Source organism: Pseudomonas sp. lyk4-R2A-10 (assembly GCF_030209075.1).
Lineage (GTDB): Bacteria > Pseudomonadota > Gammaproteobacteria > Pseudomonadales > Pseudomonadaceae > Aquipseudomonas > Aquipseudomonas glycinae.
The window spans coordinates 59606-81650 of record NZ_JARVSR010000008.1; the positions used below are offsets into that span (position 1 = coordinate 59606).

Annotated in this window: 23 protein-coding genes; 20 read left to right on the forward strand and 3 right to left on the reverse strand. The window is 59.5% G+C overall.

What is annotated here, in order from left to right; all coding sequences use genetic code 11:
• The 7 genes from QRN46_RS11825 (at position 1) to QRN46_RS11855 (ending at position 6496) form a co-directional block, all read left to right on the forward strand.
• The gene (locus QRN46_RS11825; protein ID WP_285354789.1) at positions 1–741 is read left to right on the forward strand and encodes an alpha/beta hydrolase family protein; all 741 of its coding nucleotides are present in this window, start codon (positions 1–3) and stop codon (positions 739–741) included.
• The gene (locus QRN46_RS11830) at positions 734–1228 is read left to right on the forward strand and encodes a hypothetical protein (protein ID WP_041475394.1); all 495 of its coding nucleotides are present in this window, start codon (positions 734–736) and stop codon (positions 1226–1228) included. Before QRN46_RS11825 ends, QRN46_RS11830 begins: the two co-directional genes overlap by 8 nt.
• 169 nt (positions 1229–1397) lie before the next feature.
• Positions 1398–2387, forward strand: coding sequence for a 2-dehydro-3-deoxygalactonokinase (locus QRN46_RS11835; RefSeq protein ID WP_221615412.1), 990 nt, complete (start codon positions 1398–1400; stop codon positions 2385–2387).
• A gap of 19 nt (positions 2388–2406) precedes the next feature.
• Positions 2407–3027: a 2-dehydro-3-deoxy-6-phosphogalactonate aldolase gene (locus QRN46_RS11840; protein WP_011335407.1), complete on the forward strand. Its 621-nt coding sequence runs from the start codon at positions 2407–2409 to the stop codon at positions 3025–3027.
• Between the two features lie 48 nt (positions 3028–3075).
• On the forward strand, positions 3076–4224 hold the full coding sequence (gene dgoD, locus QRN46_RS11845) for a galactonate dehydratase (RefSeq protein ID WP_007950849.1): 1149 nt from the start codon (positions 3076–3078) through the stop codon (positions 4222–4224).
• Between the two features lie 97 nt (positions 4225–4321).
• Positions 4322–5632, forward strand: a complete 1311-nt coding sequence (locus tag QRN46_RS11850) for an MFS transporter (RefSeq protein WP_011335406.1) — start codon at positions 4322–4324, stop codon at positions 5630–5632.
• Between the two features lie 60 nt (positions 5633–5692).
• Positions 5693–6496, forward strand: coding sequence for an IclR family transcriptional regulator (locus tag QRN46_RS11855; RefSeq protein ID WP_007950852.1), 804 nt, complete (start codon positions 5693–5695; stop codon positions 6494–6496).
• A gap of 4 nt (positions 6497–6500) precedes the next feature.
• On the opposite strand, the gene QRN46_RS11860 is transcribed toward QRN46_RS11855, so the two are convergent.
• Positions 6501–7553 (reverse strand): NAD(P)-dependent alcohol dehydrogenase, encoded by a 1053-nt coding sequence (locus tag QRN46_RS11860; protein ID WP_221615414.1) that lies wholly within the window; start codon positions 7551–7553, stop codon positions 6501–6503.
• A gap of 191 nt (positions 7554–7744) precedes the next feature.
• On the opposite strand from QRN46_RS11860, the gene QRN46_RS11865 reads away from it, so the two are divergent.
• Positions 7745–8635 carry an AraC family transcriptional regulator gene (locus QRN46_RS11865; protein WP_011335404.1) on the forward strand — a complete coding sequence of 297 codons (891 nt, stop codon included), beginning with the start codon at positions 7745–7747 and terminating at the stop codon, positions 8633–8635.
• Between the two features lie 66 nt (positions 8636–8701).
• Here the strand turns inward: QRN46_RS11865 and QRN46_RS11870 are convergent, their stop codons facing one another.
• Complete coding sequence (locus QRN46_RS11870; protein ID WP_007950858.1) at positions 8702–10366, reverse strand: electron transfer flavoprotein-ubiquinone oxidoreductase; 1665 nt, start codon at positions 10364–10366, stop codon at positions 8702–8704.
• A gap of 525 nt (positions 10367–10891) precedes the next feature.
• Here QRN46_RS11870 and QRN46_RS11875 point away from each other — a divergent pair.
• The 10 genes from QRN46_RS11875 (at position 10892) to QRN46_RS11920 (ending at position 20337) form a co-directional block, all read left to right on the forward strand.
• Positions 10892–11641 carry an electron transfer flavoprotein subunit beta/FixA family protein gene (locus QRN46_RS11875; protein WP_007950859.1) on the forward strand — a complete coding sequence of 250 codons (750 nt, stop codon included), beginning with the start codon at positions 10892–10894 and terminating at the stop codon, positions 11639–11641.
• Positions 11642–11643: 2 nt separating this feature from the next.
• A complete protein-coding gene (locus QRN46_RS11880; RefSeq protein WP_011335403.1) occupies positions 11644–12573 on the forward strand; it encodes an electron transfer flavoprotein subunit alpha/FixB family protein in 930 nt (309 codons plus the stop codon).
• An 80-nt stretch (positions 12574–12653) separates the two neighbouring features.
• Positions 12654–13490, forward strand: coding sequence for a substrate-binding periplasmic protein (locus QRN46_RS11885; protein ID WP_285354796.1), 837 nt, complete (start codon positions 12654–12656; stop codon positions 13488–13490).
• A gap of 9 nt (positions 13491–13499) precedes the next feature.
• Complete coding sequence (locus tag QRN46_RS11890; RefSeq protein WP_170929392.1) at positions 13500–13856, forward strand: DUF4398 domain-containing protein; 357 nt, start codon at positions 13500–13502, stop codon at positions 13854–13856.
• Positions 13853–14665, forward strand: a complete 813-nt coding sequence (locus tag QRN46_RS11895; RefSeq protein WP_011335400.1) for an OmpA family protein — start codon at positions 13853–13855, stop codon at positions 14663–14665. The genes QRN46_RS11890 and QRN46_RS11895 overlap by 4 nt, the downstream gene beginning before the upstream one ends.
• A gap of 201 nt (positions 14666–14866) precedes the next feature.
• Positions 14867–16306 (forward strand): aminotransferase-like domain-containing protein, encoded by a 1440-nt coding sequence (locus QRN46_RS11900; protein ID WP_007950868.1) that lies wholly within the window; start codon positions 14867–14869, stop codon positions 16304–16306.
• Positions 16307–16380: 74 nt separating this feature from the next.
• Positions 16381–16860 carry a hypothetical protein gene (locus tag QRN46_RS11905; RefSeq protein WP_011335399.1) on the forward strand — a complete coding sequence of 160 codons (480 nt, stop codon included), beginning with the start codon at positions 16381–16383 and terminating at the stop codon, positions 16858–16860.
• Positions 16861–17026: 166 nt separating this feature from the next.
• Positions 17027–17281 (forward strand): YkgJ family cysteine cluster protein, encoded by a 255-nt coding sequence (locus QRN46_RS11910; RefSeq protein WP_007950870.1) that lies wholly within the window; start codon positions 17027–17029, stop codon positions 17279–17281.
• 41 nt (positions 17282–17322) lie between these two features.
• Complete coding sequence (locus QRN46_RS11915) at positions 17323–17928, forward strand: START domain-containing protein (RefSeq protein ID WP_085655150.1); 606 nt, start codon at positions 17323–17325, stop codon at positions 17926–17928.
• Between the two features lie 315 nt (positions 17929–18243).
• On the forward strand, positions 18244–20337 hold the full coding sequence (locus QRN46_RS11920) for an LTA synthase family protein (RefSeq protein ID WP_285354800.1): 2094 nt from the start codon (positions 18244–18246) through the stop codon (positions 20335–20337).
• A gap of 60 nt (positions 20338–20397) precedes the next feature.
• Here the strand turns inward: QRN46_RS11920 and QRN46_RS11925 are convergent, their stop codons facing one another.
• Positions 20398–20556 (reverse strand): DUF3309 family protein, encoded by a 159-nt coding sequence (locus QRN46_RS11925; RefSeq protein WP_169432680.1) that lies wholly within the window; start codon positions 20554–20556, stop codon positions 20398–20400.
• 256 nt (positions 20557–20812) lie between these two features.
• Here QRN46_RS11925 and QRN46_RS11930 point away from each other — a divergent pair, with 256 nt between their 5' ends.
• Together QRN46_RS11930 and QRN46_RS11935 are read left to right on the forward strand one after the other, a co-directional pair.
• The gene (locus QRN46_RS11930; RefSeq protein ID WP_007950873.1) at positions 20813–21628 is read left to right on the forward strand and encodes an SDR family oxidoreductase; all 816 of its coding nucleotides are present in this window, start codon (positions 20813–20815) and stop codon (positions 21626–21628) included.
• Between the two features lie 64 nt (positions 21629–21692).
• Entirely contained in the window at positions 21693–22025 is a 333-nt protein-coding gene (locus QRN46_RS11935; RefSeq protein ID WP_197869157.1) for a YnfA family protein, read from the forward strand.
• Positions 22026–22045 lie beyond the last annotated feature (20 nt).

Genomic DNA, 22045 nt, shown 5'->3' on the forward strand with positions numbered 1-22045 from the left:
ATGACTACTGAAAATCCTGCTCTGAAAGGCTGTAAAAGACTGGTCGTGACCCATGACCTGACCTGCAAAACGGACGGAACAGTCAAGCAGGCCACGATCACTCCCAAAAAGATTGTTCTGTTTTTTGTGGGTGGTGCGGGTGATAAAGAAAGTTATTACGGCACAGGCCCCAATAATAACGTTGCTGACGTCATGAAGGTGTTCGTCAGGGATATGGAGGCTGAGGGTATTTGTTCTGATAATTATGATATCCACCATGTTGGTTATAACTATTTTATTAGTGAAGATGATCTGAAAAAGAATGTGCTGGAGAAGATTGCTGATGTGACCACGCCTGTATATATCATTGGGCATAGCTTGGGCGGATGGAATGGTGCGCACCTGTCAGCTGTATTGACTGATAAGGGATATCGAATTCCGTGTCTGGTTACACTCGATCCGGTTGGCGAAGGAAAAATTGTGTGGGGAGTTTCTAACATCTACCGTCAGGAGCCGAAGCCGAAGGCGGAATATTGGGTTAACGTCAGAGCCGATGCCAAAGACTGGAATTTTTCCGATCTCGTAGCCGATTTTGGAGAGCAATGGGATATGAAAAGTGGGCCCAATATGAACGGGCGAGTGAATGTGAATCACGCCGATGCCTGGGTCATCTTCACATCAGTCCTGCAAAGTGGCCTCTCGGCCAGAGACGCTTTGATGCAGGTTGTTGTTACTCATTTTAAAGGACGGAAATGTGCGTAATATAATTTTATGTATGGCTTTCTTGCTTTGCACTTCCTGTGCGATGAATCATGGTAAGCCCATTGCTCATTTACAATACGTTGGTGTTGAACGTTATTTGGATAGGAATATTTATCAGGTGCGTTTTACGTCTGATGTTGATGTTGTCAATCTTTTTAAATCAAAAATAAGCCAGACGCTGCTGTGTTCTTTTGAGGACGATTTTGATTTTTCGGCACCTCACTCTGCGGGTAGATACGGAGAGGGTTTTGTCGAGCCTGAAATTTCAAGTGCCGGGCCGGTTTACAGGGCGGATGTTTTATTTTTCAAAAGAAAAAACGATACCAGTGAAAAAATCATTGAAGGTGAGGCATTGAGGTCTTTATTAGTGGGCCGAGAGTCTATTGTCTGTAAGGTCAGAATTAATTCCTACTCCTATAAAATATATTTGTCGGAGGACATGAAAGTTCCAACGGCAGATCTGTTAAGAGAGATCGATAAGTTTTAAACGGGATGCGATCCGTCCGGACAGGCGGTGCTCGTTGCTCAATTCGCTGTCCGGGCTTTTAAGAAAGGCAAATCCCAAAATATGGGATGCAAAATTACATATTGAGATTTCCCGCCTGAGAGGTCTATAGTCCAGCTCACTCACTGCCAATAACAAAACAGGTGAAGCGATGCTGGCGCAATTGATCGCGCTCGATTGGGGGACGACCTCACTACGTGCTTACAAACTCGCAGCGGGCGGGCAGGTGCTGGCGCAGCGGTCGCTGTCGTTCGGGATCATGCAGTTGCCGAAGACGCCGCGGGTCATCAACGGTCGTGAATGCGCTGATGGTTTTGAACTGGCGTTCGACGAGGCGTGCGGCGACTGGCTCGACGCGCAACCCGACTTGCCGGTGATTGCCTGTGGCATGGTCGGCAGCGCCCAGGGCTGGCGCGAAGCGTCCTACCGCGATACGCCGGCCAACGTGGCCGATCTCGGAAAATCCCTGCAAACCGTTCACAGTCTTCGCGGTGTCGACGTGCATATCGTGCCGGGTGTGATTCAGCGTTCGGCGCTGCCGAACGTGATGCGCGGCGAGGAAACCCAGGTCCTCGGCGTCCTGCAGAATCTGCCGGTCGAGGCGGGCACTGATCTGTTGATCGGCCTGCCCGGCAGTCATTCGAAATGGGTGGAAGTGGCCGACGGCTGCATCACCCGTTTCGACACCTTCATGACCGGCGAAGTGTTCGCCGTGCTCAGCGAACACAGCATTCTCGGCCGTACCCAACAGCACAGCGCGACGTTCGACGCCGCCGCCTTCGATCGCGGCGTACAGGTGGCGTTGTCGGCAGAGGGCGAGATTGGCGTGCTGTCGACGCTGTTCAGCGCCCGCAGCCTGGGGCTGTCCGGTGAGCTCAGTGCCACCGCGCAACCGGACTATCTGTCCGGCCTGCTGATCGGCCACGAGCTGACGGCGCTGGCCGCCGTGCAACGGCGCCGACGCAACAGCACAGATCTTCCTTCGATCATCCTCATCGGCAACGCACAGTTGTGCGCCCGCTACAGCCGTGCCCTCGACACCTGCGGTTTTGCCCGGTTGACCCTGGCCGAGCAAGCCACCGAGCGTGGACTGTGGCAACTGGCGCTCGCCGCCGGACTGATCGATTCCTCATCCCGTTAACCCTGACTGGAGGCCTGACATGCTCAAGCAAGCACTGGCGCAAAACGGTCTGATCGCGATTCTGCGCGGCCTGCATCCGCAGGAAGCCGCCGCTGTCGGAGAAGTCCTGTATGCGGCCGGATTTCGCGTCATCGAAGTACCGCTCAATTCCCCCTCGCCGTACGAAAGCATCCGTATTCTGCGTAAGGCCTTGCCCGCCGATTGTCTGATCGGTGCCGGCACGGTGCTGACCCCGGAACAGGTCGAATTGGTGAAGGAGGCCGGCGGCCAGGTGATCGTCATGCCCCACAGCGATGCCAAGGTGCTGCGGGCGGCGAAAGCGGCGGGGCTGTACCTGTCGCCGGGCGTTGCCACACCGACCGAAGCCTTTGCGGCACTGGAGGAGGGTGCTGACATTCTCAAGCTGTTCCCGGCCGAACAGATGGGTCCGGCGGTGGTGAAAGCCTGGCTGGCGGTGTTGCCCGTCGGGACGATCCTGGCGCCGGTCGGTGGCATCACGCCGGACAACATGCAGGCGTTTATCGACGCCGGCGTCAAAGGCTTTGGCCTCGGTTCCGGGCTGTTCAAGCCGGGCATGACGACTGAGCAAGTGGCGACCAATGCCAAGGCCTACGTGGCGGCCTGGAAAGCCCTTCGCTAAGACTTTTCCGGCGCTGCGTGCGCTGCATCTAACAAGAGAGACAAGCAGATGAAAATCACCAAACTCACCACCTTCATCGTCCCGCCGCGCTGGTGCTTCCTGAAAGTCGAAACCGACGAAGGCGTGACCGGTTGGGGCGAGCCCGTGGTCGAGGGCCGCGCCCACACGGTCGCTGCTGCGGTTGAGGAATTGTCCGACTACCTGATCGGCAAAGACCCACGCAATATCGAAGACATCTGGACCGTGCTGTATCGCGGTGGCTTCTACCGAGGCGGCGCGATCCACATGAGCGCGCTGGCCGGTATCGATCAGGCGCTGTGGGACATCAAGGGCAAGGCCCTCGGTGTATCGGTCAGCGATCTGCTCGGCGGTCAGGTGCGGGACAAGATCCGCGTGTATTCGTGGATCGGCGGCGACCGCCCGGCGGACACTGCGCGGGCCGCGAAAGAGGCGGTGGGCCGAGGTTTTACGGCGGTGAAAATGAACGGCACCGAGGAACTGCAATTCCTCGATACCTTCGAAAAGGTCGATCTGGCACTGGCCAACGTTGCCGCTGTGCGCGATGCGGTCGGGCCGAACGTCGGCATCGGCGTCGACTTCCATGGCCGGGTGCACAAACCCATGGCCAAGGTGCTGATGAAGGAACTTGACCCGTACAAACTGATGTTCATCGAAGAGCCGGTGCTCAGCGAAAACTACGAAGCGCTGAAAGAACTGGCTCCGCTGACCAGCACCCCGATTGCCCTCGGTGAGCGGCTGTTTTCGCGCTGGGACTTTAAACGGGTGTTGAGCGAAGGTTACGTCGACATCATCCAGCCGGATGCCTCCCACGCCGGTGGCATCACCGAGACCCGCAAGATCGCCAACATGGCTGAAGCCTACGACGTGGCGCTGGCACTGCATTGCCCGCTGGGGCCGATTGCACTGGCGGCGTGTCTGCAACTGGACGCCGCTTGTTACAACGCGTTTATCCAGGAGCAGAGCCTGGGCATCCATTACAACGAGAGCAATGACTTGCTCGATTATGTGAAGGATCCGCGGGTGTTCGACTACGACAAGGGCTTCGTGAAAATCCCGAACGGCCCGGGCCTGGGGATCGAGATCAACGAGGAATACGTGATCGAACGCGCGGCGGTCGGTCATCGCTGGCGCAACCCGATCTGGCGGCATGCCGATGGCAGTTTTGCCGAGTGGTGAGTCGCTGACTCTCTGCCGCATCCAGTAAGTCAGATCTCCAGGGAGCGGAGATCTGCATAACCCTCGACCTCAATAAACATAAAAAGAGGCGCTCCCCATGCAACCGCAAACCCTCACCGGGCAAGCGACGTTAGTCACGCCCAGCCGCAAGCGATTTTTCATCATGGTGTTGCTGTTCATCACCGTGGTCATCAACTACCTCGACCGCAGCAACCTGTCGATTGCCGCCCCGGCTCTGACGACGGATCTGGGCATCGACCCGGTGCACGTCGGGCTGATCTTCTCGGCGTTCGGCTGGACCTACGCCGCCATGCAGATCCCCGGCGGCTGGCTGGTGGACCGGGTGCCGCCGCGCATCCTTTATAGCGTCGCACTGTTGCTGTGGTCGCTGGCTACGGTGATGCTCGGGTTCGCCGCCAGTTTCATCGCGCTGTTCGTGCTGCGCATGGCGGTCGGTGCGCTGGAAGCGCCGGCGTATCCGATCAACAGCCGCGTGGTGACGACCTGGTTCCCCGAGCGTGAGCGGGCCACGGCCATCGGTTTCTACACCTCCGGGCAGTTTGTCGGGCTGGCGTTTCTGACCCCGGTGCTGGCGTGGCTGCAGCATGAATTTGGCTGGCACATGGTGTTTGTCGTGACCGGCGCGGTAGGCATCATCTGGGCGGCGATCTGGTACGCGGTGTATCGCGAGCCGCGTGATTTCAAAGGCGCCAACCAAGGCGAAATCGACCTGATCCGCGAGGGCGGCGGGTTGGTGGACATCGCCGCCGAAACCGCCAAGGTGAAGGCGAAATTCAGCTGGACCGATCTCGGCATCGTCCTCAGTAAACGCAAGTTGTGGGGGATCTACCTCGGCCAGTTCTGCCTCAACTCGACGCTGTGGTTTTTCCTGACGTGGTTCCCGACCTACCTGGTGAAGTATCGCGGCATGGACTTCATCAAGTCCGGTCTGCTGGCGTCGCTGCCGTTTCTCGCCGCGTTCATCGGCGTGCTGTGCTCCGGGTTCTTTTCCGACTTCCTGATCCGTCGCGGCTGCACCGTCGGGTTTGCGCGCAAGCTGCCGATCATTGGCGGGCTGCTGATTTCCACCTCGATCATTGGTGCCAACTTCGTCGAGTCGACGCCGTTGGTGATTGCCTTCCTGGCCTTGGCGTTTTTCGGCAACGGGTTGGCGTCGATCACCTGGTCGCTGGTCTCGACACTGGCGCCGGCGCGGTTGCTGGGCTTGACCGGTGGGGTGTTCAACTTCATCGGCAACCTGTCGGCGATTGCCACGCCGATTGTCATCGGCTTCCTCGCCAGCGGCGATTCGTTCGCTCCGGCGATCACCTACATCGCGGTTCTGGCATTGATCGGTGCTTTGTCCTACGTGCTGCTGGTGGGCAAGGTCGAGCGCATCGAGTTGTAGTCGGCTATGTCGGGCGACCATAATGCCGCCCGTTCCCTCGCTCAACGCTAAAGGCTGGATATGCAGGAAGACGCCCCGAAAACCGCCAAGGACGCCGCGCCGACCGGCACCCAGACCCTGCTTCGCGGGTTGGGTGTGGTGCAGGCCGTCGCCAGTGGCGCCCGCGATCTCAAAGAGATCGCCCGCCTGATCGGCACCACGCGCAGCACCACCCATCGTCTGGCCAGTTGTCTGGTGGACGAACGTTACCTGCGCGTCGTGCCGCAAGTCGGTTATCTGCTGGGGCCGAAGCTGATCGAACTGGGTTTCCAGGCGCGCGAAGAGTTACCGCTGGTGACCCTGGCCGGGCCGTATCTTGACGAGTTGTCGGCGCTGACCGGCGACACCGTTCACCTGGGCATTCGTGAAGGCGACGAGGTGCTTTATTTGCTGAAGAATCCGGGGCGCAACGGCCCGGAAATGCGCTCGCGGGTCGGCCATCGCATGCCGCTGGCGCGAACCGGGATCGGCAAGGCGCTGATGCTGGATGACGCACCGCAGGACTGGCAGCGTCTGTACGACATCAGCCTGCCGGCGGGTGGGAAAAGTCAGTTCTGGCCGCAGCACCCTCAGCAGTCGTGGGAACAGCTGGAGCAGCGGATGACCGAATACGTGGCCGGCGGCTACGCGTTCGATCTGGAAGACAACGAGCCGTCGATCCGCTGCGTGGCGGCGCCGATCCGCGACGCGAGCAAGCGCATCGTCGCGGCCATCAGCATCGCCAGCACCGTGCCGTACATGCCGCTGGAAAAAATGGCCGAGCTGATTCCCCTGATCAAAGGGGTCACGGCCCGGCTCTCGGCGGAGCTTGGCTTGAAGGTCTGAGGAATCAGAGCTTCAGAGTCGCCATATCGATCACGAAGCGGTACTTCACATCGCCAGCGATCATGCGGGCGTAGGCCTCGTTGATCTGGCGGATGTCGAGCATTTCGATGTCGCAGCTGATGTTGTGCTCGGCGCAGAAATCCAGGACTTCCTGGGTTTCGGCGACGCCACCAATCAGCGAACCGGCCAATACGCGACGACCCAGCACCAGTTTCGCGGCGTGGACCGGCGGATCGATCGGTTCGATCAGACCCACCAGAATGTGCACGCCGTCGAAGCGCAAGGTGTCGAGGTACGGGTTCAGATCGTGCTGCACCGGAATGGTGTCGAGCAGGAAGTCGAAACGACCGGCTGCAGCCTGCATCTGCTCTTCGTCGGTGGAGACGATGACGTGATCGGCGCCCTGTCGACGACCTTCCTCGGCCTTGCTTGCCGAACGGGTGAATAGCGTCACTTCGGCGCCCATGGCCTTGGCGAACTTGATGCCCATGTGGCCGAGGCCGCCCATGCCGAGAATCCCGACCTTGTCGCCGGCCTTCACGCCGTAGTGCTTGAGCGGCGAGTAGGTGGTGATGCCGGCGCAGAGAATCGGCGCGGCAGCCGCCAGATCCAGCTTCTCGGGAATGCGCACCACGAAGTGTTCGCTGACCACGATGCTGTCCGAATAACCGCCCATGGTGTTACTGCCATCGACCCGGTCCGGAGTGGCGTAGGTCATGGTCGGGCCTTCGAGGCAGTATTGCTCGAGGTTCGACTGGCAGGCTTCGCAGGTGCGGCAGGAGTCGACCATGCAACCGACGCCGACCAGGTCGCCTACTTTGTGTTTAGTGACATTCGCACCGACGGCGGTGACTTTTCCGACGATCTCGTGGCCGGGCATCAACGGGTAAACGGCGATGCCCCATTCGTTGCGCGCCTGGTGGATGTCGGAGTGGCAGACGCCGCAGTACAGGATCTCGATGGCGACGTCGTCGGCCCGTGGGCTGCGGCGTTCGAACTTCATCGGGGCGAGGGGGGTGGTGGCCGTTTGAGCGGCATAGCCGATGGCGGTGTACATGTGAAACCTCGCAAAAGCAGTGACAGGTGAGGCGGCGCATTCTGGGCGCCGTCCGGTCGTCCGGCCATGGCGATTCCTCCGGGTGTCATGCCTAATCCTCCGGCATGCGGGGTTGATCGGCCGCATTGGCAAAAGGATCTGCGATGATGCTTTTATCCCTTTTTCCGTGATTTTTTCTGAAGAGCCACCCGATGCAATTGACCCGTCACCTTGATGCCAACGCCACCCTGGTTTCGCTGATCGAACCGCTGGCGCTGCGCGATGGTTACAGCCAGACCGGGCTGCCAGGCGTGCAGGTGTTGCGCGCCAGTTGCGACGTCGCCCGTGGCCCGCACATTTATGAGCCGAGCCTGATGATCATCGCCCAGGGCAGCAAACTGGCGTATCTGGGGCCGCGCACCATGGAATACGGCGCCGGGCATTACCTGATTCAGGCTTTGCCGGTGCCCTTTGAGTGCGAGACCTACGCGTTGCCGGACGCACCGCTGCTTGGCGTATCGGTGGCGATCGACCGGGTGCTGCTCGGTGAACTGGTGCTGGCCATGGGGCTGGCGCCGGGGCGGCATATTCCGGCGCAGACACCTGAGTCGATGACCTCGGTGGTGCTCGACGATGACATGCGCGGATGCGTCGAGCGCTTGCTGCGTTGTCTGCACGATCCGCTGGAATGCCAGATTCTCGGACCGGCGCGGGTGCGGGAGTTGTTGTTCGTCGCGTTGCGCGGTCCCCAGGCCGATGTGCTGCGAGCGCTGGTGGAGCAGCAGGGGCAGTTCGCCCGGGTGGCGGCTTCGATCAGTCATCTGCATGCGCATTACACCGAACCGTTGAACGTCGAGACATTGGCCAGTTGCGCGAACATGAGCGTTTCGACCTTTCACGAACACTTCAAACGCAGCACGTTGCTGTCGCCGGTGCAGTACCTGAAGCGTTTGCGCTTGTTGAAGGCGCAGACGTTGTTGATCGCCGAAGGACTGGGAGTGGCGCAGGTGGCGCATCGGGTGGGATACCAGAGCACGTCGCAGTTCAGTCGCGAATACAAACGCTATTTCGAACGCAGTCCGGGGGATGAGCGTGCTGCGTGATTTTCACCAAATCGCGGGGAACAAAAAGGCCCCCGTTTCGGGAGCCTTGATGTTCAGCAATTCGACTTACATGTTTGGATAGGTCGGACCGCCAGCGCCTTCCGGCGTCACCCAGGTGATGTTCTGCGAAGGATCCTTGATGTCACAGGTCTTGCAGTGCACGCAGTTCTGGGCGTTGATCTGGAAGCGCTTCTCGCCGTCTTCCTTGGTGATCACTTCATACACGCCGGCCGGGCAGTAGCGCTGCGCCGGCTCGTCGTACAGCGGCAGGTTCTTGCTCAGCGGGATGGTCGGATCGGTCAGTTTCAGGTGGCACGGCTGTTCTTCTTCATGGTTGGTACCGGAGATGAACACCGAGCTCAGCTTGTCGAAGCTGATCTTGCCGTCGGGTTTCGGGTAGTCGATCTTCTTGCAGTCGGCCGCGAGCTTGAGGCAGGCGTAGTCCGGCTTGGTGTCGTGCAGGGTGAACGGCAGTTTGCCGCCGAAGATGTTCTGGTCCAGCCAGTTGAAACCGCCGCCGACGATAGCGCCGAACTTGTGGATCGCCGGGCCGAAGTTGCGGCTGGCGAACAGTTCTTCGTAGAGCCAGCTCTTCTTGAAGGCGTCGACGTAGGTGGTCAGCTCTTCCGTGCCGTCCTTTTCAGCGAACAGCGCGTCGGCCACGGATTCAGCGGCGAGCATGCCGGACTTCATCGCGGTGTGGCTGCCTTTGATCTTGGCGAAGTTCAGAGTGCCGAGGTCGCAACCGATCAGTGCGCCGCCCTTGAAGACCATTTTCGGCAGTGAGTTCAGGCCACCCTTGCAGATCGCACGTGCGCCGTAGCTGATGCGCTTGCCGCCTTCCAGATACTGCTTGAGTACCGGGTGATGCTTGAGGCGCTGGAATTCGTCGAACGGCGACAGGTAGGTGTTGCTGTAGGAAAGGTCGACGATCAGACCGACCACCACCTGGTTGTTTTCCAGGTGATAGAGGAAGGAGCCGCCGGTGTTCTCGGTGCCCATGATGTCCATCGGCCAACCGGCGGTGTGCACCACCAGGCCTGGCTGGTGTTTGGCCGGGTCGATTTCCCAGATTTCCTTCAGCCCGATGCCGTAGTGCTGGGCGTCGGCATCGCTGTCCAGGTTATAGCGCTTGATCAGTTGCTTGCCGATGTGGCCACGGCAACCTTCGGCGAACAGCGTGTACTTGCCACGCAGTTCCATGCCCGGGGTGTACAGGCCTTCTTTCGGATGGCCTTCGCGGTCGACGCCGAGGTCGCCGGTGATGATCCCGCGCACCACGCCGTTTTCATCGATCAGCGCTTCCTGAGCGGCGAAGCCCGGGTAGATTTCCACGCCCAGGTTTTCGGCCTGCTGAGCGAGCCAGCGGCACAGGTTGCCGAGGGAGATAATGTAGTTGCCTTCGTTGTGCATGGTCTTGGGCACAAAGAAGTCAGGAATTTTCTGCGCGCTTTCGGCGTTTTTCAGCACGAAGATGTCATCGCGGGTGACTGGCGTGTTCAGCGGGGCGCCGAGTTCTTTCCAGTCCGGGAACAGTTCGTTCAGGGCCCGTGGTTCGAATACGGCACCGGACAGGATGTGTGCGCCGACTTCGGAGCCTTTTTCGACCACGCAGACGCTGATTTCCTTACCGGCTTCGGCGGCCTTCTGCTTCAGACGGCAGGCGGCGGACAGGCCAGCGGGGCCGGCACCGACGATGACCACGTCGAATTCCATGTATTCGCGTTCCACAGGCTATCTCCTACTCAAGGCTCAACAGTTTTTTTTCTAATTTGGAGGTTCGGTGTCGTATCCGTTATTGCCTTTACGTTAACGTCAAGGGTAATAATGGGCAAACCACCTTTCTCTCTAGGCGGCGCATTATATCTACACCACTCCTAGCGTCCAATACAAACGTTTGTTTGAATCGGCTCCAGCCCAGAGAAATCAAAGAAGCGCGGCTTATGACAGGGCATTTTGGCGTATTGACCAGAATGGGCGTTCCGGTCAAGATACGGGCGGTTTTGCGCTCGCCGTAGGCTGAATGGTGGTTTCAAGAGCACCTCTAAAGACAGGGCGTAGGCGGTAACCGGTGATGCGCAGCGCAGGTTCGGCGCGCAGTTTACACACCGCGAAGCGGCATGACTCGTCGGTCACGACTGACGAACGGTCATCCCGTTCAGCCGGCGTTTTTAGAGGTGCCCTTGTGCCCGATGAGCATCAACCGCCAGGTTCGCCTAGGCGACTTTCTTTTCACCGGAGAGTAACGAGGAATCCATGAAGGTTCTTGTAGCTGTCAAACGCGTTGTGGATTACAACGTCAAGGTTCGCGTCAAGGCGGACAATTCCGGCGTAGACCTCGCCAACGTCAAGATGTCGATGAACCCGTTCTGCGAAATCGCAGTGGAAGAAGCCGTACGCCTGAAAGAAAAAGGCGTTGCGACTGAAATCGTCGTCGTCTCCATCGGCCCGTCCACCGCTCAGGAACAGCTGCGTACCGCACTGGCTCTGGGTGCCGACCGCGCCATCCTCGTCGAATCCGCTGAAGACCTGACTTCCCTGGCCGTGGCCAAGCTGCTCAAGGCCGTGGTCGACAAGGAACAGCCTCAGCTGGTGATCCTGGGCAAACAGGCCATCGACAGCGACAACAACCAGACCGGCCAGATGCTCGCTGCACTGAGCGGCTACGGTCAGGGCACTTTCGCCTCGAAAGTCGAAGTCTCCGGCGACAGCGTTGCCGTGACCCGCGAAATCGACGGCGGCGCGCAGACCGTTTCCCTGAAACTGCCAGCGATCGTCACCACCGACCTGCGTTTGAACGAGCCGCGCTACGCGTCCCTGCCAAACATCATGAAAGCCAAGAAGAAGCCTCTCGAGACGCTGACTCCGGACGCTTTGGGCGTTTCCACCGCCTCCACCAACAAGACCCTGAAAGTCGAAGCGCCAGCTGCACGCAGCGCGGGCATCAAGGTCAAGTCGGTGGCTGAACTGGTCGAGAAACTGAAAAACGAAGCGAAGGTAATCTGATCATGACTATCTTGGTAATCGCCGAACACGACAACAAGGTGCTGGCTCCGGCCACCCTGAACACCGTGGCTGCCGCTGCCAAAATCGGCGGCGACATCCACGTTCTGGTTGCAGGTCAGGGCGCTGGCGCCGTGGCTGAAGCCGCTGCGAAAATCGCTGGCGTGAGCAAAGTCCTGAACGCTGACAATGCTGCCTACGCGCATCAGCTGCCGGAAAACGTTGCTCCTCTGGTAGCCGAACTGGGCGCTGGCTACAGCCACATCCTGGCTGCCGCTACTTCCAACGGCAAAAACATCCTGCCGCGCGTTGCCGCCCAGCTGGACGTTGACCAGATCTCCGAGATCATCTCGGTAGAAAGCGCTGACACCTTCAAGCGTCCGATCTACGCCGGTAACGCCATCGCTACCGTGCAATCGACCGCAGCGATCAAAGTGATCACCGTGCGTGCCACCGGTTTCGACCCGGTTGCCGCTGAAGGCGGTTCGGCTGCCGTTGAAGCGGTTGCTGCTGCTCACAACGCCGGCACTTCCAGCTTCGTCAGCGAAGAACTGGCCAAGTCCGATCGTCCTGAGCTGACCGCTGCCAAAATCGTCGTTTCCGGCGGCCGCGGCATGCAGAACGGCGATAACTTCAAACACCTCTACGCGCTCGCCGACAAGCTGGGCGCTGCTGTGGGTGCTTCGCGCGCCGCGGTCGACGCAGGTTTCGTACCGAACGACATGCAGGTCGGCCAGACCGGCAAGATCGTTGCGCCACAGCTGTACATCGCCGTCGGCATCTCCGGCGCGATCCAGCACCTGGCCGGCATGAAAGACTCCAAAGTGATCGTTGCGATCAACAAGGACGAAGAAGCGCCGATCTTCCAGGTGGCCGATTACGGTCTGGTGGCGGATCTGTTCGAAGCCGTACCTGAGCTGGAGAAGCTGGTCTAATCCGGCCGCTTCACTTATAAAGAGCCCGACCTTTTGGTCGGGCTTTTTTTTGTCTCGGATTTGAGTGGGAGCGTTTCGCCATGGATCTGCATCGTCGGTTGGGCTGCTCGTGGTTGCTGGGGCTGGCATTGTTGCCAGGTCTGTCGGTGGCGGCGGGCAAGTGCGAACGGCTGGTCGTCACCGGCAGCCCGGATGCACCGCCGTACCTATGGCAGGATCCGCAAAACCCCAAACAACTGATGGGTGCCAGTGCCGACCTGTTGCAACAGGTGGCCAAGGAGTTGGGGATCAAAGTCGACCTGCTGTACGCCGGCAAGCGTTCCCAGGCCCTCGACGAAGTGCGCAGCGGGCGCATGGACATGCTGGCCGACGCGCCGCTGACCTTCAATGAGCTGGAAAACCTCGACTACATTCACCCGCCGTTGCTGGAAAACGATTACCTGGTGTGGACGCGCAAGGGCTCGACGCTGGTTTATACCGAAGCCAGGGATCTGCACGGGCATACCGGCGGCTTGTCGGAAAAGTCTCGAATGACCCCGGCATTTGGCGCTATCGCCGAGCAGCAATTGACCCTGACCCGTACGGCAAACCTGACCCAGGCGTTTCAGAAACTTCTGCTGGGCGAAGTGGAATATGTACTCGCCGGTCGCTACTCGGGCATGGCGGCCGCGCAGGCCTTGGGCATGGCCAACGATCTGCTGGCCTTCGAACAACCCATCGACCGGCCCGGTCTGTTCCTGGCGGTTTCGCACAACTCGGCCTGCAACGATCCGTGGTTGCGCGGACAGCTGGCCAAAAAGATGACAGAATTGCCCGCGTCCGGCCTGACGGAAGCCGCGCTGCAACGCAACATCGAGCGCTGGAAGGCGCAGCAGCAACAGCCGCCGCAACCACCTGTCAGCGCCCCAAAACAGTAGGGATTCTTAGTGAGTAATCGACTTCTTTTCGCGGCCATGGCCGTTCTGGCCCTGGCCGGTTGCGCCAGCGATCCGGCGCCCAACGAACAAATGCGCCTGACTGAGCAGGCCCTTGAGCAAGCCAAAGCCGTGGGCGCCACCGCCGAAGATGTGCCGGAAATGAAACTGGCAGAAGACAAGTTCAACCGGGCCAAAGGCAGCATGGCGGGTGAGTCCTACAAGAATGCGCGGATGCGCTTCGAACAGGCTGAGCTCGACGCACGTCTGGCGGAAGCCAAAGTGTTGACCCAGAAGAGCGAAGAGCAAGTGAACGTGCTCAACACCCGCATCGTCCGACTGCGCAAGCAACTGGGGGATGCCCAATGAGCCTGAAGTCCAAAAACCTCGGCGCTCTGATCCTCGCCGGTTGCGCCAGCCTGTACGGCTGCGCCGCTCAGCACAGCGAATCCGCATTGCAGCAGGCCAGCACCGACTTCCAGAAGGTCAAGGAAGATTCCAACGTGCTGCGTATCGCGCCGAAAGACGTGATCCGTGCCGGTGAGTCCCTGGCCCGCGCCGATCGTCTGTCGACGTACTGGGGCAGCGGCTCGGACGTGGTGCATTACGCCTACCTGAGTCAGCGCTACAGCGAAATCGCCCGTGAGCACACCAATCAGGTGCTCAACGAAGAACGTGTGGCGAAGCTGGAACTTGAACGCCAGCGCCTGCAACTGGCCCTGCGCGAATCGAAACTGCTGAGCGTGCAACAGCAGGGCAAATGGCTGGAAGAGCAGATCGTTGCGCTGGCCACCACCCAGACCGATCGTGGTCTGGTGATGACCCTCGGTGACGTGCTGTTCGATACCGGCGAAGCTGAACTGAAAAACTCTGCCAACCGCGTGGTGCTGAAGATCGTGCAGTTTCTGCAACTCAACCCGAAACGCATCGTGCGGATCGAGGGTTACACCGACAGCACTGGCGGCAAGCAGGAAAACCTCAAGCTGTCCCGTGACCGTGCGCAGTCGGTAGCTGACGTGCTGACGGACCTGGGCATCGACGAAAAACGCATTCAGGTCGAAGGCTACGGTGATGAATATCCCGTGGACGCCAACGCTTCCGAGCGTGGGCGTGCGCAGAACCGTCGAGTGGAAATCGTGTTCTCCGACGAAAAAGGCCAGCTCGGCGCCGCCCGCTGAGGGTGGCGTTACTGGAAAGCCCGGGCTGTCAGGCAGCACCGGGTTTTTTTACGTCTGTCGATTACCTCACAAAGCAGTACAGATTTAACCGACACAGCACTGTATGGTTGACTAATATGGCAACTGTCCCAGTACACTTCCAAACTGTTCCGGTATTGTTTCACACAAGAATAAAACGCCCGTGAAATCGAGTGCTGCGTCATGACCAATCTCTTGCTCTACCAACGTATTGCTCAACAGCTGGCCGAAGATATCCGCCGTGGCGTCTATCAACCGGGCGAGCGCGTGCCTTCGGTGCGCAAGATGAGTTCGCAGCTCAACGTCAGCCATGCCACGGTGTTGCAGGCTTACGCCAACCTCGAGGATCAGGGCCTGATCCGTGCGCGGCCGCAGTCCGGCTACTACGTGCACCAGACTCCCGCACTGACGGCGCCCACGCCAGACATCGCCCGGGTCGAGCGGCCAGGCCTGGTCACCCGCAGCAGTATCATTCAGCAAGTGCTGGTCGAATCCCGTCGTGAAGGCGTGTTCCCGCTGGGGGCGGCGGTGCCGAGTGTCGATTATTTGCCGGTGCGGGCCCTGCATCAGCAGTTGGCCAAGGTCACCCGCTTTCACAGCCCTCGGGCGTTCAGCTACATGTTCAGCCCCGGTTTCGAGCCGCTGCGCCGGCAGGTGGCGATTCGCATGCGCGATGCAGGCGTGGTGGTCGACCCTTCGGAAGTGGTGATCACCCACGGCTGTGTCGATGCGTTGCAGATGTCGTTGCGAGTCCTGACTCGCCCCGGGGACCTGATCGCCGCCGAATCCCCCACCTATTACGGGTTGTTGCAACTGGCGGACCTGCTAGGCCTGAAAGTCATCGAGATCCCCAGCGATCCCGCCACCGGCATGAGCCTCGAAGCCCTGCAACTGGCGGCCAACCAATGGTCGATCAAGGCGCTGGTACTCACCACCCGCCTGAGCAATCCACTCGGCGGCACCATGCCCGAAGAGCGGCAGAAACAGCTGCTGCGCCTGGCCTCGGATTTCGATATCCAGATCGTCGAAGACGACATCTATGGCGAATTGATGTTCGAGCAGGGCCGCACCAAGTCGCTCAAGGCCTACGACCGGCTCGATCGGGTGATCTACTGCTCGAGTTTTTCCAAGACCTTATCGCCCGGTGTGCGTATCGGCTGGATGATCGCCGGCAAGTACCAGCAGGAAATCCAGCGCTTGCAGACCTTCAGCACTCATTCGGCGTGCAGCGTCACGCAAATGGCCATCGCGGCCTACCTGGAAAACGGCGGCTATGACCGGCATTTAAGGTACATCCGCCAGGAATACCGAAAAAATCTCAGCGCGTTCCAGCTGGCAGTCCAGCAGTACTTTCCTGAAGGCACGCAGATGACCCGGCCCACCGGCGGATTCATTCTGTGGGTCAGCCTGCCGGGGCGGGTCAACACCCAGGAATTGCATGTGCGGGCGCTGCAACAGGGCATCAGCATTGCGCCGGGCCTGATCTTCAGCAACACCGAACAGTTCAACCACTGCATCCGGTTGAACTGCGGCATCCCGTGGAATCGCGAGGCGGAACGGGCGCTGATGACCCTCGGCATGTTGGCAACTCAGCTCTGCCAGGAGATGGCCGGCGGATTTTGAAACAATGGCGGAGCTTGTCATGTGACGTCCAACAGGCGAGCATATGGCCCTCTGCCGTCAGCTTCGTTGGGTTCATGAAAGCGAAATTTTCTGCCGCCTGGGTTGTGCTATGCCTGCTGTTGATGGGTCATGTACCCGGTGTTTTGGCGGCTGCAGCGCAGGAAAAGGCGCCGGCCACTGCCAACGCGAAGAAACCGGCGACGACCAAAAAAATCGCTCCAGCGAAAACCACGCATCAGAAAAAGGCTGCTCCGGTCAAGAAGCGCGCACCGGTCGCTACCAAGTCAAAGTCGGCGAAAGAAGTGGCCAAGACGCCATTGCCGTCTGCGAAGCTCGACTTGAGTCTGCCCAGAGACATGGTTCAGGAATTGAAACCCCCCGGCTCCGTGACGCTGCCCAAGCGCGAAGCGATCCTGCCGCAGATGTTCGGTGACAAGAACAGCGGGTTCCAGCTCAATGGACGCTTGCTCAGCAACGAAATGCAGCTGCAACTGCGCAATGAAGAGCGTCGGGAAGTCGAAGGCGCGGCGCTGGATTTCGAGTTCAAGCAATAAATCGTCTTCATCGGTGACCCGCAGACCAGACGCTTTGTCGGAGACTGGTCAGTCACTTTCTTTTCTGCGTAAAAACCCCGGTTCAGGCAATTTAAAACAGCCGTTTAAGCGGTTACCCTGTTCCGCGTCCCTTTAACACATTGCCCGCTGCGAGGAACGCGTCGTCATGAAATGCCGTGAAGGCTGTGGCGCCTGCTGCATTGCCCCTTCCATCAGTTCGCCGATTCCAGGCATGCCCGATGGCAAACCTGCCGGTGAACGCTGCGTTCAGTTGTCGGTCGATAACCTGTGCAACATTTTCGGCCGACCGGAGCGTCCGGCGGTCTGTTCAGGATTCAAGGCCGATCCGGAAGTCTGCGGCAGCAGCCAGGAAGATGCGATCAGACTGCTCGGCTGGTGGGAGCAGATGACGGCGGCGTGATGTGTCAAACGAACGGAACTTCAACAATAAGGAATAAGACTATGGGTTCGCTGCATCGTATCGCTGTGTTGTGTGGTTTGACTGCCGTGCTGGCCACCTCGGCTGCTCAGGCTGAAGACTGGAAAGTCGCCAAGAACGAAGACGGCATCAAAGTCTCCCTGAGCGAAGTGCCGGGTTCGGACTACAAGTCTTATCAAGGCGTGACCGTGATGAAGACCACCATCGCCAAACTGCGCGCCCTGCAGGAAGACGTCTCCGGTGCCTGCGCCTGGATTCACGAGTGCAAGACCCAGAAACTGCTCAAGCACGAAGGCGATCAGAGCTGGACCTACACTCAGTTCAACACGCCATGGCCGGTGACTCCGCGCGATTCGATCCTGCACGTCACTACTGTTGAAGGCGCCGATGGCAGCCTGACCCGTAATCTGGAAGGCGTTCCGAAGTACCTCCCTGAAGAAAAGGGCTTTGTGCGTGTCGCGCAGGTCAAAGGCTTTTGGAAGTTCGTGCCAAAGGGTGATCAGGTTGAAGTGACTTATCAGGTTCACACCGAGCCGGGCGGCAGCGTGCCGTCGATGATCGCCAACAAGTTTGTGGTCGACGCACCGTTCAATACCCTGAAAGCCTTGAGAGAACGCGCCGAGAAGTAAGCACCGCGTTCCTCCGTAAACGCCCCGAAGAACTCGGGGCGTTTTGTTGTGCAGGTTTTATTGTGTTTCCGAATATGCGTTGAACGAAATTTTCACAAACGCTTCAAGACAATTCGCCCGCACTGTTCGCACCTGTATCGATGCAGCATGCCTTGAATGAAAGCGTCCGGCGGCGGGCACTAATCAATGGCAATGCCGTCGGTGATCGTGCAACATTTGCGCTCCGCGCAAGCCCCGGGGCCTGGAATGGCCAACAGAGGGCAGGGCGCAGCCGTATTTTTTGCAACTTCAACTTCCAATGGGTCCTAAAACGACATGGCAAACCCGGACGCCCTGAGTCAGCAGCGATCTTCCAGTCGCCTGCTGCAACCGACCGTCAAATCGCATCTGGCCTACACGCTTCTGTGCGCGCTGGTCATGATGGTGATGTTTTCCGTGCTGCGCCTCGCGCTGCTGGTCTACAACCGCGAGATGATCCTCGACACCCCGGCCTCGACTTTCCTCGAAGCCTTCGCCAACGGCCTGCGTTTCGATGTGCGCCTGGTGGTGTATGTCTGCATTCCGCTGGTGCTGGCGCTGTTCAGTGCCCGGGCCATGGCGGCGCGCGGGTTCTTCCGTCTGTGGCTGACCATCGCTTCGAGCATCGCGCTGTTCCTCGGCCTGATGGAGATGGACTTCTACCGCGAATTCCACCAGCGCCTTAACGGCCTGGTGTTCCAGTACGTGAAGGAAGACCCGAAAACCGTGATGAGCATGCTCTGGTACGGTTTCCCGGTGGTGCGTTACCTGCTGGCGTGGGCCGTGGGCACGCTGATCCTGACCCTGGCGTTCAAGGGCGCCGACCGTCTGACCCGGCCGCGTGGCCCGTTCAGCGGCGGCAACGTCGGCACCCGTCAAGTGGCGCCATGGTATGCGCGTCTGGCGGTGTTCGTGGTGTGCCTGCTGATCTGCGTGGTGGCCGCTCGCGGCACCCTGCGTCAGGGCCCGCCGCTGCGCTGGGGTGACGTGTACACCACCGATTCGAACTTCGCCAACCAGCTCGGCCTCAACGGCACGCTGTCGCTGATCGCGGCAGCCAAGGACCGGATGGGCGAAGATCGTGACAACATCTGGAAAGCCACACTGCCGCAGGATCAGGCGCAGAAAGTGGTGCGCGAGATGCTGGTGATGCCGGACGACAAACTGGTGGATGCCGATATCGCCGCCGTGCGTCGTGAATACACACCGCCTGCCGACAAGACCCTGCCGATCAAGAACGTCGTCGTGATCCTGATGGAAAGCATGGCCGGTCACTCGGTGGGCGCACTGGGCGCGCCGGGCAACATCACGCCGTACCTCGACAAGCTGTCGAAGGAAGGCCTGCTGTTCGACCGTTTCTTCTCCAACGGCACCCACACCCACCAGGGCATGTTTGCCACCATGGCGTGCTTCCCGAACCTGCCGGGTTTCGAATACCTGATGCAGACCCCGGAAGGCAGCCACAAACTGTCCGGCCTGCCGCAGTTGCTCAGCGCTCGTGACTATGACGATGTCTACGTCTACAACGGCGACTTTGCCTGGGACAACCAGTCCGGTTTCTTCAGCAACCAGGGCATGACCAACTTCGTCGGCCGTAACGACTTCGTAAACCCGGTGTTCTCCGATCCGACCTGGGGCGTGTCCGACCAGGACATGTTCGACCGTGGTCTGGTGGAGCTCAAGGCGCGGGAAAACGGCAAGCCGTTCTACGCGCTGCTGCAGACCCTGTCCAACCACACGCCGTACGCCTTGCCGACGCCGCTGCCGGTCGAGCGCGTCACCGATCGTGGCCCGCTCAACGAGCACCTGACCGCCATGCGTTACGCGGACTGGGCGCTGGGCCAGTTCTTCGAGAAGGCCCGCAAAGAGCCGTATTTCAAGGAAACCTTGTTCGTCATCGTCGGCGACCACGGCTTCGGCAACGAGCGTCAGATCACCGAAATGGACCTGGGCCGCTTCAACGTGCCGATGCTGATGATCGCACCGGGCATCCAGGAAAAATTCGGTACCCGTGACCACACCGTGGGCACGCAAATCGACATCGTGCCGACCATCATGGGTCGTCTGGGTGGCGAAGTGCGCCATCAGTGCTGGGGCCGCGATCTGCTGAACCTGCCGGCAGGCGACACCGGTTTTGGTGTGATCAAACCGTCGGGCAGCGAGCAGACCACCGCTATCGTTACCGCCGACCAGATTCTGGTGCTGCCGAAAGAGAAGGAAATGGCGCCGAAGATCTACCAGTACCAACTGGGCGCGAACCCTTCTGCCGAAATCATTCCGGACGCCCCGCGTACTGCCGAGCTGAAACTCAAGCTCGAAGCGTTCCTGCAAACGGCCACCAAGAGCCTGATCGACAACACCGCCGGTGTCATAAACGGCAAGCCGGACTGATCATTCGGCGCAATAAAAAAGAGGCCCTCTAGAGGGCCTCTTTTTTTGTCGGTCAAACAGTCATATCCGACCGAGTAACAACAGCACCAGCAGTACAACCAGCACTACGCCGATAATGCCCGAAGGACCATAACCCCAACTTCTGGAGTGCGGGAAGACCGGCAGACCACCGATCAGCAACAGGATCAGGATAATGATAAGAATTGTGCCCATGTCGATTTCCTTGTTGATAGCGTCTGAGAAGTCTTGGTGTTCAAGGGCAGCTGGAAGTTGAACTAAATCCAGCCGGCTTATAAATTCCGACTGGTGCGCATGAAAGAAAATTCAATGTTTTTTTAAGGTATTTGGCTCGCGCTCTTATTTCGTTTGCTGTCGCGGTTTGCTCTCGCCATTCAGCAATCTGATGGAGCGTGGGTCGCCCCGTATCCTTCGCTACACTCCGCGGATCTTCCCCGGAACAACAAGGCTGTCTGCTATGCAAAATCGCATGATGATCACTGGCGCGGGCTCAGGCCTGGGTCGCGAAATCGCGCTGCGCTGGGCGCGTGAAGGCTGGCAACTGGCCTTGTCCGACGTCAGCGAGCCCGGTTTGCAAGAGACCCTGAAGCTGGTTCGCGAGGCCGGCGGCGACGGCTTCATCCAGCGCTGCGACGTGCGCGATTACAGCCAGCTGACCGCGTTTGCCCAGGCTTGCGAAGTGAAACTTGGCGGCATCGACATCATCGTCAACAACGCCGGTGTCGCCTCGGGCGGTTTCTTCAGCGAGCTGTCGCTGGAGGACTGGGACTGGCAGATCGCGATCAACCTGATGGGCGTGGTCAAGGGTTGCAAGGCGTTCCTGCCGCTGCTGGAGCAGAGCAAGGGCAAGATCATCAATATCGCGTCCATGGCCGCGCTGATGCAGGGCCCGGCGATGAGTAACTACAACGTGGCCAAGGCCGGGGTAGTGGCGCTGTCGGAGAGCCTGTTGATCGAACTGGCCCAACAGGAAGTCGGGGTTCATGTGGTCTGCCCGTCGTTCTTCCAGACCAATCTGCTGGATTCTTTCCGTGGCCCGACGCCGGCGATGAAAGCCCAGGTCGGCAAGTTGCTGGAAAGTTCGCCCATCACCGCCAGCGATATTGCCGATTACATCTACAAACAGGTCGCAGCCGGCGAGTTCATGATTCTCCCCCACGAACAAGGGCGCATGGCCTGGGCGCTCAAACAGAAAAATCCGCAGCTGCTGTACAACGAAATGACCGCAATGGCCGAAAAGATGCGCGCCAAGGCCAAACAGAACAACGGCTGAACTTGCCCGGGGTTCGCCGCATCGTTAGGGTGGCCGCAACAGTCACCCTGACGAGATGTCTTGCATGCTCAATTACCTGTGGTTTTTCCTCGCCGCGCTGTTCGAAATCGCCGGCTGTTTCGCGTTCTGGATGTGGTTGCGCCAGGGCAAGAGCGCCTTGTGGGTGATCCCGGCGCTGATCAGCCTGACCCTGTTCGCGCTGCTGTTGACGCGCGTCGAAGCGACCTACGCCGGTCGCGCCTACGCCGCTTATGGCGGCATCTACATCATTGCTTCGATTGGCTGGCTGGCGGTGGTCGAACGCATCCGCCCGTTGGGGTCGGACTGGATCGGTGTGGCGCTGTGTGTGATCGGGGCGAGTGTGATCCTGTTCGGTCCACGATTCACTGCGACTTGAATGGCTGGCTTGAAGGAAAT

Excerpts from the sequence above, each read along its gene's own strand:
- QRN46_RS11930 (WP_007950873.1), top strand. The coding sequence starts at position 20,813 with ATGCAAAATCGCATGATGATCACTGGCGCGGGCTCAGGCCTGGGTCGC.
- QRN46_RS11850 (WP_011335406.1), top strand. The coding sequence starts at position 4,322 with ATGCAACCGCAAACCCTCACCGGGCAAGCGACGTTAGTCACGCCCAGC.
- QRN46_RS11880 (WP_011335403.1), top strand. The coding sequence starts at position 11,644 with ATGACTATCTTGGTAATCGCCGAACACGACAACAAGGTGCTGGCTCCG.
- QRN46_RS11895 (WP_011335400.1), top strand. The coding sequence starts at position 13,853 with ATGAGCCTGAAGTCCAAAAACCTCGGCGCTCTGATCCTCGCCGGTTGC.
- QRN46_RS11865 (WP_011335404.1), top strand. The coding sequence starts at position 7,745 with ATGCAATTGACCCGTCACCTTGATGCCAACGCCACCCTGGTTTCGCTG.
- QRN46_RS11900 (WP_007950868.1), top strand. The coding sequence starts at position 14,867 with ATGACCAATCTCTTGCTCTACCAACGTATTGCTCAACAGCTGGCCGAA.
- QRN46_RS11905 (WP_011335399.1), top strand. The coding sequence starts at position 16,381 with ATGAAAGCGAAATTTTCTGCCGCCTGGGTTGTGCTATGCCTGCTGTTG.
- QRN46_RS11835 (WP_221615412.1), top strand. The coding sequence starts at position 1,398 with ATGCTGGCGCAATTGATCGCGCTCGATTGGGGGACGACCTCACTACGT.
- QRN46_RS11935 (WP_197869157.1), top strand. The coding sequence starts at position 21,693 with ATGCTCAATTACCTGTGGTTTTTCCTCGCCGCGCTGTTCGAAATCGCC.
- dgoD (WP_007950849.1), top strand. The coding sequence starts at position 3,076 with ATGAAAATCACCAAACTCACCACCTTCATCGTCCCGCCGCGCTGGTGC.
- QRN46_RS11855 (WP_007950852.1), top strand. The coding sequence starts at position 5,693 with ATGCAGGAAGACGCCCCGAAAACCGCCAAGGACGCCGCGCCGACCGGC.
- QRN46_RS11920 (WP_285354800.1), top strand. The coding sequence starts at position 18,244 with ATGGCAAACCCGGACGCCCTGAGTCAGCAGCGATCTTCCAGTCGCCTG.
- QRN46_RS11840 (WP_011335407.1), top strand. The coding sequence starts at position 2,407 with ATGCTCAAGCAAGCACTGGCGCAAAACGGTCTGATCGCGATTCTGCGC.
- QRN46_RS11825 (WP_285354789.1), top strand. The coding sequence starts at position 1 with ATGACTACTGAAAATCCTGCTCTGAAAGGCTGTAAAAGACTGGTCGTG.
- QRN46_RS11910 (WP_007950870.1), top strand. The coding sequence starts at position 17,027 with ATGAAATGCCGTGAAGGCTGTGGCGCCTGCTGCATTGCCCCTTCCATC.
- QRN46_RS11915 (WP_085655150.1), top strand. The coding sequence starts at position 17,323 with ATGGGTTCGCTGCATCGTATCGCTGTGTTGTGTGGTTTGACTGCCGTG.
- QRN46_RS11885 (WP_285354796.1), top strand. The coding sequence starts at position 12,654 with ATGGATCTGCATCGTCGGTTGGGCTGCTCGTGGTTGCTGGGGCTGGCA.
- QRN46_RS11875 (WP_007950859.1), top strand. The coding sequence starts at position 10,892 with ATGAAGGTTCTTGTAGCTGTCAAACGCGTTGTGGATTACAACGTCAAG.
- QRN46_RS11860 (WP_221615414.1), bottom strand. The coding sequence starts at position 7,553 with ATGTACACCGCCATCGGCTATGCCGCTCAAACGGCCACCACCCCCCTC.